We start from the raw sequence: 13,737 nt of genomic DNA, 5'->3' as shown, positions 1-13,737 counted from the left end.
CTGCATGAACGAATCGTTCCCTTGTTTTTCTGCCGGCCGCGCCCGTCGCGCCGTCCGCGCGTCGCTTGCCGCGGCGCTGATCGCGCTGCCGCTCGCCGGGCTGGCGCCGCTCGCCCACGCCGAAAAGGCCGACCAGGGCAAACCGATCAACGTCGAAGCCGACAACCTCACCTATGACGACCTGAAGCAGGTCACGGTCGCGACGGGCAACGTCGTGATCACCAAGGGCACGATCATCATCAAGGGCGATCGCGTCGAGGTGCGCCAGGATCCGCAGGGCTACCAGTACGCGACCGCGACGATGGCGCCGGGCAGCAAGAAGCATGCGTCGTTCCGCCAGAAGCGCGAAGGCCTCGACGAGTACATCGACGGCGACGCGGAGCGGATCGACTACGACGGCAAGCAGGATCTGACCACGCTGACCACGAACGCGACGGTGCGCCGCCTGCAGGGCCTGTCGACCGTGGCCGACACGGTGCACGGCAGCGTGATCACCTATGACGGCCAGCGCGACTTCTACACCGCGAAGGGCGGCAAGGACGTGGCCGCGCCGGGCAACCCGACGGGCCGCGTGCGCGCCATGCTGTCGCCGCGCAACGGCGGCCCCGCGCCGCTGAACGGCGCGCCCGCGCCGCTCGCGCCGTCGACCACGCTGCAGGGAGCCCCGCAATGAACGCGCTGCCGAATCGCCAGCCGGCCGGCACGAGCAGCTCGCTCGTGGTGCGCAACCTGAAGAAGCGCTACGGCTCGCGCACGGTCGTGAAGGATGTGTCGCTCGACGTGAAGAGCGGCGAGGTCGTCGGCCTGCTGGGGCCGAACGGCGCCGGCAAGACCACCTCGTTCTACATGATCGTCGGGCTCGTGCCGCTCGACGCCGGCGACATCTCGCTGAACGGCAGCCCGATCAGCCTGATGCCGATCCACAAGCGCGCGTCGCTGGGCCTGTCCTACCTGCCGCAGGAAGCCTCGGTGTTCCGCAAGCTCACCGTCGAGGAGAACATCCGCGCGGTGCTCGAGCTGCAGCACAACGACAACGGCAAGCTGCTCAGCAAGGACGAGATCGCGAGCCGCACGGAAGCGCTGCTCGACGAACTGCAGATCGCGCACCTGCGCGACAACCCGGCGCTGTCGCTGTCGGGCGGCGAGCGACGCCGCGTCGAGATCGCGCGCGCGCTCGCGAGCAATCCGAGCTTCATCCTGCTCGACGAGCCGTTCGCGGGCGTCGATCCGATCGCCGTGCTGGAAATCCAGAAGATCGTGAAGTTCCTGAAGCAGCGCAACATCGGCGTGCTGATCACCGACCACAACGTGCGCGAAACGCTCGGCATCTGCGATCACGCGTACATCATCAGCGACGGCAGCGTGCTCGCCTCGGGCGCGCCGAGCGAGATCATCGAGAACGAGAGCGTGCGCCGCGTGTACCTCGGCGAGCACTTCCGCATGTAAGCGGACTGCGCGGGGCGCCCGCCCCGCGGTTTCCCTTTCGGCCGGGGCGCGACGCCCCTGTTGCGGCGCCGCAGCCGATTGCGTCAACACGAATGACGCAACGCGCCGCCCTCGTGGCAAACTGCTGGTATGACTCCCTTTTTGCCATGAAAGCCAGCCTCCAACTTCGCCTGTCGCAACATCTCGCGCTGACCCCGCAGCTGCAGCAGTCGATCCGCCTGCTGCAGCTCTCGACGCTCGAATTGCAGCAGGAAGTGGCGATGGCGGTCTCACAGAACCCCCTGCTCGAGAACGACGACGACTGGATCACGAGCCCGCTGCGCGTCGCGTCGGACGGCTCGCTGATCGCGCAGTCGCCTGCGCAGGCATCGGCCGACATGTCGGGGCAGCCGCCGAACGGTTCGGGCGCGTCCAATGAGCGCCCGGAACGCGACGAGCCCGCCGGCGCCGACGAATACGACGGCTACTCCGACAACGGCGACGCGAGCCCGTGGAATCTCGACGACTTCGGCCGCTCCGCCCCCTCGTCCGATGAAGACGACATACCGCCGCTGCAGGTCCATGAAGCCACGACCTCGCTGCGCGATCACCTGTCCGCGCAGTTGCGCGTGACGCAGGCCGGCCCGCGCGACCGCGCGCTCGTGATGTTCCTGATCGAGTCGCTCGACGACGACGGCTACCTCACCGCGTCGTTCGACGAGATCCTGGCCGACCTGCCCGCCGAACTCGAGATCGACGTCGACGAACTGAACGCCGCGCTCGCGCTGCTGCACAGCTTCGACCCAGCAGGCGTCGGCGCGCGCTCGGCCTCCGAATGCCTGAGGCTGCAGCTGCTGCGGCTGGATCCGTCCCCGACGCGCGTGCTCGCGCTCGAGATCGTGTCGCAATATCTGGAGCTGCTGGCTGCGCGCGATTTCACGCGGCTGCGCAAGCACCTGAAGGCGAACGACGACGAGCTGCGCGACGCGCACACGCTGATCCGCTCGCTCGAACCGTTCCCCGGCTCGGCCTACGGCAAGGCCGAGGCCGACTACGTGGTGCCCGACATCATCGTGAAGAAAAGCGGCCAGAGCTGGCACGCGGAGCTCAATCCGGAAGTCGTGCCGCGCCTGCGCATCAACCATCTTTACGCGAACATCCTGCGCAACAGCCGCGGCGATCCGAGCGCCGGATCGTTGAAGCAGCAACTGCAGGAAGCGCGTTGGCTCATCAAGAATATCCAGCAGCGCTTCGACACGATCCTGCGCGTCGCGCAGGCGATTGTCGAACGTCAGAAGAATTTCTTTGCGCACGGCGAAATTGCCATGCGCCCCTTGGTTTTGCGGGAAATAGCTGATACGCTGGGCCTACACGAGTCGACTGTCTCCCGTGTGACAACAGGCAAGTACATGCTGACCCCGTTCGGGACGCTTGAATTTAAGTACTTCTTCGGATCACACGTGTCGACGGATACAGGGGGCGCCGCGTCATCCACGGCGATCCGCGCCCTCATCAAGCAACTGATAGGAGCCGAAGACCCAAAATCTCCTCTTTCGGACAGCCGCATAGCCGAGCTGCTGGCAGAACAAGGATTCGTGGTCGCGCGCCGCACGGTTGCCAAGTATCGCGAAGCCCTCAAGATCCCAGCGGTGAACCTGCGCAAGTCTCTGTAGCCCGTCGCGCCAGCGGCGGGTATTTTCCGGCCGCCGCGCTGTCGACGGCAAAGGCCGGCCGATGCCTCCGCCGCCTCCGCTGCGCTACGGGGAGGCAGCCAGGTCGACCGGCGCTGCCGCCTCTACGCGGAAGGTGGTCATTAGCTTGGAGAAGCACTATGAACCTGAAGATCAGTGGACACCATCTCGAAGTCACCCCTGCGATTCGCGAATACGTGATCACCAAGTTGGATAGGGTGCTGCGGCATAGCGACCAGGTTATCGATGGCACTGTGATCCTCTCGGTCGACAACCACAAGGAAAAGGACAAGCAGCAGCGAGCGGAAATCAATCTGCATCTGAAGGGCAAGGATATCTTCGTCGAAAGCGCGAACGGCAATCTGTACGCCGCGATCGATCTGCTGATCGACAAGCTCGACCGCCAGGTCGTCAAGCACATGGAGCGACTGCAAACGCACACGCACGATCCGCTCAAGCACCAGCCGGCCGTCGAGCAGATCGAACTGCCGCCGCAATGAAGCAATGAATCACGGCGCTCGAGCGCCATACCGGCCGCCCGCTTAGACGGGCGGTTTTTTTTGCTGCCCGCCCGCAGAGGCATGGGCAGCGCCGCAGCGCACCACGCCGTCTGCTGTGCTCTATAATGTCCCGTTATTACCGGGGGCGTTAAGCCGGCTCGCCGTGCTCTACAAGGTCTCCATCGCCTAACGCCGTCCTAATTGCCCGATATGGAAAATCAGTCCGCCGCCGCGAGGAGACCCCAGGCCGCTCCCTTGCCTGCCAACATGAATCGCCTAGCCAAAATCCTGCCCTTAGAGAACGTCGTCATCGGCCTCTCGGTCACCAGCAAGAAGCGCGTCTTCGAACAAGCCGGGCTGATCTTCGAAAATCAGAACGGTATCGCCCGCAGCATCGTCACCGACAACCTGTTCGCGCGCGAGCGCCTCGGCTCGACGGGTCTCGGTGAAGGCGTCGCGATTCCGCACGGCCGAATCAAGGGGCTCAAGCACCCGCTCGCCGCGTTCGTGCGGCTCGCCGAACCGATCCCGTTCGAAGCGCCCGACGGCCAGCCGGTGTCGCTGTTGATCTTCCTGCTGGTGCCAGAACAGGCCACCCAGCAGCACCTCGAAATCCTCTCCGAAATCGCGCAGCTGCTGTCCGACCGCGACGCGCGCGAACGCCTGCATACCAGCACGGACCGCGACGAGTTGCATCAACTCCTCACTCAGTGGCAACCTTGAGCTGATCCGGGCGGTTTTTTTTCGCGACCGGCGGCACCGCCCGCCCCCCGGCCACCGCCCGCTGCCGGGCCGGCAGCGCGACCTTCGTCGCGCCGCCGCGGCGCCGGCTCCTTGGAGTGACGGACTCATGGATACGTCCAGCATCAACGCCCAGAGCATCTTCGACGACAACGCCGCCATGCTGAAACTCAGCTGGCTGACGGGGCATGAAGGCTGGGAACGCGGTTTTTCCTCCGACACGGTATCGAACGCGACCTCGAGCGCCGACCTCGTCGGCCACCTGAACCTGATCCACCCGAACCGGATCCAGGTCCTCGGCGAGGCCGAGATCAACTACTACCAGCGCCAGACCGACGAGGACCGCTCGCGCCACATGGCCGAGCTGATCGCCCTCGAACCGCCGTTCCTGGTGGTCGCGGGCGGCGCCGCCGCCCCGCCCGAGCTGGTGCTGCGCTGCACGCGCTCGTCCACGCCGCTGTTCACGACGCCGATGTCCGCGGCCGCCGTGATCGACAGCCTGCGGCTCTACATGTCGCGCATCCTCGCGCCGCGCGCGACGCTGCACGGCGTGTTCCTCGACATCCTCGGGATGGGCGTGCTGCTCACGGGCGACTCCGGCCTCGGCAAGAGCGAACTCGGCCTCGAGCTGATCAGCCGCGGCCACGGCCTCGTCGCCGACGACGCGGTCGACTTCGTGCGCCTCGGCCCCGACTTCGTCGAGGGCCGCTGCCCGCCGCTGCTGCAGAACCTGCTTGAAGTGCGCGGCCTCGGCCTGCTCGACATCAAGACGATCTTCGGCGAGACCGCCGTGCGGCGAAAGATGAAGCTGAAGCTGATCGTCCAGCTGGTGCGCCGGCCGGACGGTGAATTCCAGCGGCTGCCGCTCGAAAGCCAGACGGTCGACGTGCTCGGCCTGCCGATCAGCAAGGTCACGATCCAGGTGGCGGCCGGCCGCAACCTCGCGGTGCTGGTCGAGGCGGCGGTCCGCAACACGATCCTCCAGCTGCGCGGGATCGACACGCTGCGCGACTTCATGGACCGGCAGCGCCTCGCGATGCAGGATCCCGACAGCCAGTTCCCGGGCAAGCTCGTGTAACGCGCGCCGGCTCGGCAGCGCCACGCGGGTGCCATGAGCCGGTGCTATGATGAAACGTCAGGATTTACGTCTTCCCATGCGCATTGTCCTCATCACCGGCATTTCCGGCTCCGGCAAATCCGTCGCGTTGAACGCGCTGGAAGACGCCGGCTATTACTGCGTCGACAACCTGCCGCCGCGCGTGCTGCCGGAACTCGCGCGCTACCTGGCCGAGGACGGCCAGCATCGGCTCGCGGTCGCGATCGACGCGCGCTCGAGCGCCTCGCTCGACGACATGCCGGGCCTGATCCGCGCGCTGTCCGTCGACCACGATGTGCGCGTGCTGTTCCTCAATGCGAGCACCCAGGCGCTGATCCAGCGCTTCTCCGAAACGCGCCGCCGCCATCCGCTGTCCGGTTCGCCGTCCCACGACGCGGACGTCGGCCTGCTGTCGTCGCTCGAGGAAGCCATCGAGCGCGAGCGCGACCTGGTCGCGCCGCTCGCGGAATTCGGCCACCAGATCGACACCAGCAGCCTGCGCGCGAACGTGCTGCGCAGCTGGGTCAAGCGCTTCATCGAGCAGAAGAACGACGACCTGGTGCTGATGTTCGAATCGTTCGGCTTCAAGCGCGGCGTGCCGCTCGACGCCGATTTCACGTTCGACGTGCGCGCGCTGCCGAACCCGTACTACGACCACCAGCTGCGCCCGCTCACCGGGCTCGACAAGCCGGTCATCGCGTTCCTCGACGCGCTGCCGATCGTCCACCAGATGATCGACGACATCGAGGCGTTCCTCGTCAAATGGCTGCCGCACTTCCGCGACGACAACCGCAGCTACCTGACCGTCGCGATCGGCTGCACGGGCGGCCAGCACCGCTCGGTGTTCATCGCGGAGACGCTCGCCGCGCGTCTCGCGCGCCAGGCCAACGTGATCGTGCGGCATCGTGACGCGCCGGTGGACACCGACGCGTCGTCGCGGCTCGTCACCTAGCGGGGCCGCCCCTCCTCGAGCGCGCGCCATGTCCTCTCTCTCGACCACTCTCATCGATCTGCCGCTGTTTCCGCTGCATACGGTGTTGTTCCCGGGAGGCCTGCTGCCGCTCAAGGTGTTCGAGGCGCGCTATCTCGACATGGCGCGCGCCTGCCTGCGCGACGATGCGCCGTTCGGCGTGTGCCTGCTGCGCAGCGGGCCGGAAGTCGCGCAGGAAGGCGCGGTCTCGGTGCCCGAGACGATCGGCTGCATGGCGCGGATCGTCGAATGCGACACCGGCGAATTCGGCATGCTCTACCTGCGCACGATCGGCACGCAGCGCTTCGAGCTGCTGTCGCACCGCGTCGAGGCGAACGGCCTGCTGGTCGGCATCGCGGAGCCGATGCCCGACGACATTCCGCTCGACGGCGAGCTGACGCTCGCGCAATTCGGCGCCTGCGCGGAAGTGCTCGAACGGATCATCGAGGCGCTGCGCCGGACCGAGCCGGGCGAGATGCCGTTCGTCGAGCCGTTCTGCTTCGACAGCCCGACCTGGGTGGCCAACCGGCTGTCCGAGGTGCTGCCGCTCGACCTGCGCGCGCGGCAGAAGCTGATGGAGTTTCCCGATGTCGGCGCACGCATCGACGCCGTGCACCAGGTGCTGACCCGCCACGGATGGCTGTAGGCGCGCTCAGATCAGGGAGCCGCCGAGACTGTCGAGCAGCTTGCGCACCGGCGCGGGCACGCCGTACGCATCGAGCCCGCCGAGCGGCACCCACGCGGTTTCGTCATCGCCCGCGGCCAACGCGCCGGCCGCGGGCGCCCCGTCCAGTTCCGCGAGCCGCGGCTCGATCTCCAGCTTGAAGTGCGTGAAGGTGTGCGTAAACGACGCGAGCCGCACCAGCGACGCGCCGCCGAACGCGCGCGCGTGCTCGAGCAGCGCCGCGTCGCCGTCGGCCTCGGGCAGGCTCCAGAGTCCGCCCCAGATGCCCGTGGGCGGACGCCGCCGCAACAGCACGGCATCGCCGTCGCGCAGCACCAGCATCCAGGTGCGGCGCACGGGCACCGCCTTCTTCGGACGCGCGGCGGGCAGCTCGCGCTGCCGCCCGTTCGACTGCGCGACGCAGTCGCCCGCGAACGGACACCGCGCGCAATCGGGCTTGCCGCGTACGCACAAGGTCGCGCCGAGATCCATCAGGCCCTGCGTATACGCACTGACGTCGGCTTGATTCGCGGCGTCGGGCAACAGCGATTCCGCCAGCGCCCACATCTCGTTCTCGACGCGCTTCTCGCCCGGAAATCCCTCCACGCCGAACACCCGCGCGAGCACGCGTTTCACGTTGCCGTCGAGAATCGTCGCGCGCGCGCCGAACGCGAACGACGCGATCGCGGCCGCCGTCGAGCGGCCGATGCCGGGCAATTCGGCCAGCGCGTCCGGCGCCGCCGGGAACATGCCGCCGTGCTGCTCGACCACCACCTGCGCGCAGCGGTGCAGGTTGCGCGCCCGCGAGTAGTAGCCGAGCCCGGCCCACAGCGCCATCACGTCGTCGGCGGGGGCCGCCGCGAGCGCCGCGACATCGGGAAAGCGTTCGAGGAAGCGCAGGTAGTACGGCACGACGGTCGACACCTGGGTCTGCTGCAACATGATTTCCGACAACCAGATCCGGTAGGGATCGCGGGTGTTCTGCCACGGCAGGTCGTGGCGGCCGTGCGCGCGCTGCCACGCGATCAGCCTGGCGGCGAACCCGGCATGCAGCGGGGTGACGGGAAACGGAGCGGGGGGAATGCGGGGTGGCTTCAAGTTTTCAACGCTGACAATTCGGACAGTAATAGGTCGACCGCTGTCCCTGCACGATCTGGCGCACCGGCGTGCCGCAGACCCGGCACGGCGCGCCCGCGCGATCGTAGACGAAACAGTCGAGCTGGAAATAGCCGCTTTCGCCGTTGCTGCCGACGAAATCGCGCAAGGTGCTGCCGCCGCGCTCGATCGCGGCGGCGAGCGTCTCGCGCACCGCGTCGGCCAGGCGTTCGTAACGGGGCAGCGACACCCGGCCGGCCGCGGTGGTCGGCCGGATGCCCGCGCGGAACAGGCTCTCCGACGCGTAGATGTTGCCCACGCCGACCACGATGTCGCCCGCCAGCAGCGCCTGCTTCACCGACACGCTGCGCCCGCGCGTGCGCCGATGCAGCAGCACGCCGTCGAACCCCGCCTCGAGCGGCTCGACGCCGAGGCCCGCGAGCAGCGGATGGGTGCGCACGTCGCCCGCGCTGCGCGGATGCCAGAGCACCGCGCCGAAGCGACGCGGATCGCGAAAGCGCAATACAAAATCGTCAAACAACCAATCGATGTGATCGTGCCGCGCGGCGGCGGGCACCTGCGCGAGGTCCGGCAGGATGCGCAGGGTGCCCGTCATGCCGAGGTGGACGATGAACCAGCCGGCGTCGACCTCGAACAGCAGGTACTTGCCGCGCCGCTCGACCCGGAGCACCTCGCGGGCCTCGAGCGTGCGCGCCAGTTCGGCGGGCACGGGCCAGCGCAACATGGCGGTGCGCACCTCGACGCGGCGCACGCGCTGCCCCGCGACGAACGGCTCGATTCCACGGCGCGTGACTTCAACTTCCGGCAACTCTGGCATGGTTCGGTGGTCTGTATCTTGCTGGTAACGATTCTGCGCGTATTGTAGCGGGCGCGTTACAATCGACTGAAACATCGAACGGATTTCCATGACCTTGCCCTCGAAGCTGTTCCAGAAGCGCCGCACCGCACTTGCGCGCGGCCCGCTCGCTGCCCCGGTGCGTCGCGCGATCGGCGCGGCCCTCCTCGCGGCAACGGCGTTCGCCGCCCTGCCTGTGCAGGCGCAGGATCCGGTCCCGGACGACGACGTCGCCGAGGGCCTGCAGATCCCCGCGCTGCCCGAGGAGAAGAAGGATCTCCCGAACCTCCCGCTGACGGCCCAGATCGTCTACCAGGTGCTCGCGGCCGAAGTGGCGCTGCAGCGCGGCCAGCCCGCGCCCGCATACCAGACCTACCTGGCGCTCGCGCGCGACACGCAGGATCCGCGCAACGCGCAGCGCGCCACCGAGATCGCGCTCGCGGCGCAGAGCCCGGCGGATGCGCTCGTCGCCGCGAACCTGTGGCGCAAGTACGCGCCCGATTCGAACCGCGCAGCGCAAGTCGACGCCGCGCTGCTCGTGCTCGGCGGCAAGCCGGCCGAGGCGCAGCCGATGCTCGCGCGCGGGCTCGCGCGCGCGACCGACGATACGCGCAGCGATGCGATCCTCGCGCTGCAGGCGATGCTGATGCGCGGGCCGAACCGCGTGGAAGGGCTCGCCGTCCTCCAGGACCTGCTGAAGAATGACCTGAACCGGCCCGAGGCACAGCTCGCGCTCGCCCGCCAGCAGCTGGCGACGGACGACAAGGCCGCCGCCGCGCAATCGCTGCGCCAGGCGCTGCAGCTCAAGCCCGACTACCTGCCGGCCGCGCTGATGCTGTCGCAGATGGGGCCGGACGAGCGCGCGGTCGGCATCGCGTCGTTCGAGAAGTACGTGCAGCAGAATCCGAAGTCGCGCGACGGGCGCCTCGCGCTCGCGCAGCTGTATCTCGCAGACGATCGCCTCGACGACGCGCAGAAGCAGTTCGAGGCGATGCGCAAGAACGACTCGAAGGATGCGACGCCGCTGATGGCGATCGCGCTGATCAAGATCCAGCAGAAGCAGCTCGACAACGCGACCACCTACCTGAAGCAGTACATCCAGGTCGCCGAGAAGAAGCCCGGCGCCGATGTCGGCCAGGCCTACATCTATCTCGCCCAGATCGCTCTCGATCAGGACAACGACGCACTCGCCGGCCAATGGCTCGACAAGATCGACCAGACGAGCCAGCACTACGTGCCCGCCCAGGTCACGCGCGCGCAGCTGCTGCAGAAGCAGGGCAAGACCGACGAGGCGCGCAAGGTGCTCGCCGACCTGCAAGTCGTCGATCCGCGCGATGCGGCGGTGATCGCGCGCACCGACGCGTCGATCCTGTTCACCGCGAAGCGTTACAAGGAGGCGTCGGACCGCCTCGCGCAGGCGGTCGAGGATTTCCCGGACGACCCCGACCTGCGCTACGACTACGCGATGGCGAGCGAGAAGCTCGGCCAGTTCACGACGATGGAAAAGCAGCTGCGGATCCTGATGCGCGCCCAGCCGGACAACCCGCAGGCCTACAACGCGCTCGGCTATTCGCTCGCGGACCGCAACCAGCGGCTGCAGGAAGCGAGCAAGCTGATCGAGAAGGCCAGCGCGCTCGCGCCCGATGATGCGTTCATCATGGACAGCCTCGGCTGGGTCAAGTACCGCCTCGGCGACAACGCGAGCGCGACGCGGATCCTGCGGCAGGCCTACGACCTGCAGCCGAACGCCGAGATCGGCGCGCACCTCGGCGAGGTGCTGTGGAAGAGCGGGTCGCAGGATCAGGCGCGCGCGGCGTGGCGCGAGGCCCAGAAGCTCGAACCCGACAACGACACGCTCGTGCAGACGCTCAAGCGCTTCCAGGTCAACGGGCTCTGATGATCGCAGCACCTTCGTCCTTCCGGTTCGCGCCGGCCCTGCGGCGTGCGGCGCTGACCGCCGCCGCCCTCGCGGCCCTCGTGCTTGCCGGCTGCGCCACCCCGCAGCGCCCTCCCGCCGCGACGCACGTCCAGGGCGCGCTCGCCACCGCCGCGAACCACGCCTACACGGGCCGTTTCTCGGTGCAGTACAGCGATCAGCTCGGCAACGCGCGCAACGTGTACGGCAATTTCGATTGGCAGGAAGACGGCGACGATGTCTCGCTCGAATTGCGCAGCCCGCTCGGACAGACGCTCGCGGTCGTGAAATCGTCGCCGCGCGAAGCGTCGCTCGAACTGCCGAACCGCCAGCCGCAATACGCGACCGACGTCGGCGAACTGATGCAGAATGCGCTCGGCTTCGCGCTGCCCCTCAACGGGCTGCGCTACTGGCTGCAGCCGACGCCCGCGCCCGCCACGCCGGCGACCACCGTGCGCGATCCGGGAAATGCGAGAATCACGCAGATCCGCCAGGACGGCTGGACCATCGATTACGTCGCGTACGCCGACGCACCGGCCACGGGCGTGAAGCGCATCAACCTGGTGCGGCAGGAGCCGCCGCTCGACATCAAGCTCGTGCTCGACCGCTGAACCCGCGCCTTTTGCCTGACTCTTTGCAAGCATGACCGATACGAACCGCTCGCTGCGGGGCTGCCTGGCCCCGGCGAAACTCAATCTCTTCCTGCACATCACGGGCCGTCGCCCCGACGGCTACCACGACCTGCAAAGCGTGTTCCAGCTGCTCAACTGGGGCGACCTGCTCGACTTCGCGCTGCGCGACGACGGCCGCATCGTGCGCCAGACCGACATCGAGGGCGTGCCGGCGCATACCGACCTGGTGGTGCGCGCGGCGATGCTGCTCAAGACCCATACCGGCTCGCCGCTCGGCGTCGACATCGCGATCGACAAGCGCCTGCCGATGGGCGCCGGCCTCGGCGGCGGCAGCTCGGACGCGGCCACCACGCTGCTCGCGCTCAATCGCCTGTGGCAACTCGATCTGCCGCGCGAGGAACTGCAGTCCCTCGCGGTCAAACTCGGCGCGGATGTGCCGTTCTTCGTTTTTGGAAAAAATGCGTTCGCAGAGGGTATCGGAGAAGAACTGAAGCATGTAGAATTGCCGACTCGCTGGTTCCTGGTTGTGACACCGCGGGTTCACGTTCCGACTGCTTCGATTTTTTCAGATAAATCGTTGACAAGAGATTCGAAACCCATCACAATTACGGACTTTCTTGCACGGCAAAGCTGCGATGCAGGATGGCCGGAAAGCTTCGGTCGGAATGACATGCAGCAGGTTGTGACAAGGCAGTACGCGGAAGTTGCGCAGGTGATCGAATGGTTGTATGATTTGACCCCCGCGCGGATGACCGGCTCCGGAGCTAGCGTGTTTGCAGCGTTCCGCAGCAGAGCTGAAGCAGAAGCGGTGCAAGCCAAACTGCCGGCAGGCTGGAACAGCGCGGTAGCCGAGAGCATGAACGAGCATCCACTCTTCGCTTTCGCGTCATAAGTTTTACTGTGTCGGATGTCCTGCACTTCCGGCAGAGTTCAAAGTTGAGTGTAGGGGAGTCGCCAAGTTGGTCAAGGCACCGGATTTTGATTCCGGCATGCGAGGGTTCGAGTCCTTCCTCCCCTGCCAAAATTTCTCGCATTTCCCGCCCAAGCCCGAAGCAGGTGCACGATGAGCAGCCATGACGGCCTGATGGTTTTTACTGGCAACGCAAATCCCGCGCTTGCTCAGGAAGTCGTCAAAATCCTTGGTATTCCCCTCGGCAAGGCAATGGTCAGCCGTTTTTCCGACGGCGAGATCCAGGTCGAGATTCAGGAAAACGTGCGCGGCAAGGACGTCTTCGTCCTGCAGTCCACTTGCGCACCGACCAACGACAACCTGATGGAACTGATGATCATGGTCGATGCGCTCAAGCGCGCATCCGCCGGCCGGATCACCGCTGCCATCCCCTACTTCGGCTACGCCCGCCAGGACCGCCGCCCGCGTTCGGCGCGCGTCGCGATCTCGGCGAAGGTCGTCGCGAACATGCTGGAAATCGCCGGCGTCGAGCGGATCATCACGATGGATCTGCACGCCGACCAGATTCAGGGCTTCTTCGATATCCCCGTCGACAACATCTACGCGACGCCGATCCTGCTGGGCGACCTGCGCAAGCAGAGCTACTCGGATCTGCTGGTGGTGTCGCCCGACGTCGGCGGCGTGGTGCGCGCCCGTGCGCTCGCGAAGCAGCTCAATTGCGACCTCGCGATCATCGACAAGCGTCGCCCGAAGGCGAACGTCGCCGAAGTGATGAACATCATCGGTGAAGTCGACGGCCGTACCTGCGTGATCATGGACGACATGGTCGATACCGCCGGCACGCTGTGCAAGGCCGCCCAGGTGCTGAAGGAGCGCGGCGCGAAGCAAGTGTTCGCCTACGCGACGCACCCGGTGCTGTCGGGCGGCGCGGGCGACCGGATCGCCGCTTCGGCGCTCGACGAGCTCGTCGTCACCGACACGATCCCGCTCAGCGAGGAATCGCTCAACTGCCCGAAGATCCGCTCGCTGTCGAGCGCCGGCCTGCTGGCCGAAACGTTCTCGCGGATCCGTCGCGGCGACTCGGTGATGTCGCTGTTCGCGGAATCCTGAACCGCCACTGCCGCAGCAAAGCATGCGTGAAAAGCGAAGCGTCCTGCTTCGCTTTTTGCACAATCGGCCCGGGCTGACGAAACCCTGGCCGTTCGTTCGGGGGTCCGACGTCATCGATGCGGACCCCGTCTT

14 protein-coding genes and 1 tRNA gene are annotated in these 13,737 nt (G+C 67.0%); 13 read left to right on the top strand and 2 right to left on the bottom strand.

Annotated features, from left to right (window positions below; translation table 11 throughout):
- Nucleotides 1–4: 4 nt before the first annotated feature.
- The 8 genes from lptA to AC1RQF_RS17860 all read left to right on the top strand — a co-directional run bounded on the left by lptA (nt 5) and on the right by AC1RQF_RS17860 (nt 7,069).
- Complete coding sequence (lptA, locus tag AC1RQF_RS17895; RefSeq protein ID WP_273999182.1) at nt 5–673, top strand: lipopolysaccharide transport periplasmic protein LptA; 669 nt, start codon at nt 5–7, stop codon at nt 671–673.
- On the top strand, nt 670–1,446 hold the full coding sequence (gene lptB, locus AC1RQF_RS17890) for an LPS export ABC transporter ATP-binding protein (RefSeq protein WP_273999183.1): 777 nt from the start codon (nt 670–672) through the stop codon (nt 1,444–1,446). The genes lptA and lptB overlap by 4 nt, the downstream gene beginning before the upstream one ends.
- Nucleotides 1,447–1,592: 146 nt before the next feature.
- The gene (locus AC1RQF_RS17885; RefSeq protein WP_274004380.1) at nt 1,593–3,098 is read left to right on the top strand and encodes an RNA polymerase factor sigma-54; all 1,506 of its coding nucleotides are present in this window, start codon (nt 1,593–1,595) and stop codon (nt 3,096–3,098) included.
- 158 nt (nt 3,099–3,256) lie between these two features.
- The gene (hpf, locus tag AC1RQF_RS17880) at nt 3,257–3,616 is read left to right on the top strand and encodes a ribosome hibernation-promoting factor, HPF/YfiA family (protein WP_273999185.1); all 360 of its coding nucleotides are present in this window, start codon (nt 3,257–3,259) and stop codon (nt 3,614–3,616) included.
- A 210-nt stretch (nt 3,617–3,826) separates the two neighbouring features.
- Nucleotides 3,827–4,339, top strand: a complete 513-nt coding sequence (gene ptsN, locus AC1RQF_RS17875) for a PTS IIA-like nitrogen regulatory protein PtsN (RefSeq protein ID WP_252983355.1) — start codon at nt 3,827–3,829, stop codon at nt 4,337–4,339.
- Between the two features lie 127 nt (nt 4,340–4,466).
- Nucleotides 4,467–5,435, top strand: coding sequence for an HPr(Ser) kinase/phosphatase (gene hprK, locus AC1RQF_RS17870; RefSeq protein WP_252983354.1), 969 nt, complete (start codon nt 4,467–4,469; stop codon nt 5,433–5,435).
- Nucleotides 5,436–5,511: 76 nt separating this feature from the next.
- Nucleotides 5,512–6,405, top strand: a complete 894-nt coding sequence (rapZ, locus tag AC1RQF_RS17865) for an RNase adapter RapZ (protein ID WP_273999188.1) — start codon at nt 5,512–5,514, stop codon at nt 6,403–6,405.
- Nucleotides 6,406–6,433: 28 nt separating this feature from the next.
- Entirely contained in the window at nt 6,434–7,069 is a 636-nt protein-coding gene (locus AC1RQF_RS17860) for an LON peptidase substrate-binding domain-containing protein (RefSeq protein WP_273999189.1), read from the top strand.
- A gap of 6 nt (nt 7,070–7,075) precedes the next feature.
- Here AC1RQF_RS17860 and mutY read toward each other — a convergent pair whose 3' ends face one another.
- Both mutY and mutM read right to left on the bottom strand, forming a co-directional pair.
- Complete coding sequence (gene mutY / locus AC1RQF_RS17855; protein WP_492872623.1) at nt 7,076–8,185, bottom strand: A/G-specific adenine glycosylase; 1,110 nt, start codon at nt 8,183–8,185, stop codon at nt 7,076–7,078.
- 4 nt (nt 8,186–8,189) lie between these two features.
- Complete coding sequence (gene mutM, locus AC1RQF_RS17850) at nt 8,190–9,020, bottom strand: bifunctional DNA-formamidopyrimidine glycosylase/DNA-(apurinic or apyrimidinic site) lyase (RefSeq protein ID WP_273999191.1); 831 nt, start codon at nt 9,018–9,020, stop codon at nt 8,190–8,192.
- Nucleotides 9,021–9,108: 88 nt separating this feature from the next.
- Here mutM and AC1RQF_RS17845 point away from each other — a divergent pair, with 88 nt between their 5' ends.
- The 5 genes from AC1RQF_RS17845 (at nt 9,109) to AC1RQF_RS17825 (ending at nt 13,605) form a co-directional block, all read left to right on the top strand.
- Entirely contained in the window at nt 9,109–10,935 is a 1,827-nt protein-coding gene (locus AC1RQF_RS17845) for a tetratricopeptide repeat protein (protein WP_492872622.1), read from the top strand.
- Nucleotides 10,935–11,564 (top strand): lipoprotein insertase outer membrane protein LolB, encoded by a 630-nt coding sequence (gene lolB / locus AC1RQF_RS17840; RefSeq protein ID WP_492872621.1) that lies wholly within the window; start codon nt 10,935–10,937, stop codon nt 11,562–11,564. Before AC1RQF_RS17845 ends, lolB begins: the two co-directional genes overlap by 1 nt.
- A gap of 31 nt (nt 11,565–11,595) precedes the next feature.
- Entirely contained in the window at nt 11,596–12,477 is an 882-nt protein-coding gene (gene ispE / locus AC1RQF_RS17835) for a 4-(cytidine 5'-diphospho)-2-C-methyl-D-erythritol kinase (protein ID WP_273999195.1), read from the top strand.
- A gap of 52 nt (nt 12,478–12,529) precedes the next feature.
- Nucleotides 12,530–12,606 (top strand) — tRNA-Gln (locus tag AC1RQF_RS17830).
- 42 nt (nt 12,607–12,648) lie between these two features.
- Nucleotides 12,649–13,605 (top strand): ribose-phosphate pyrophosphokinase, encoded by a 957-nt coding sequence (locus AC1RQF_RS17825; protein ID WP_492872620.1) that lies wholly within the window; start codon nt 12,649–12,651, stop codon nt 13,603–13,605.
- Nucleotides 13,606–13,737 lie beyond the last annotated feature (132 nt).

It is taken from the genome of Burkholderia sp. GW821-FHT14F03 (assembly GCF_058803765.1).
Note: the sequence above shows the minus strand (reverse complement) of the source record. Positions and strands in the feature narration are given on the sequence as shown.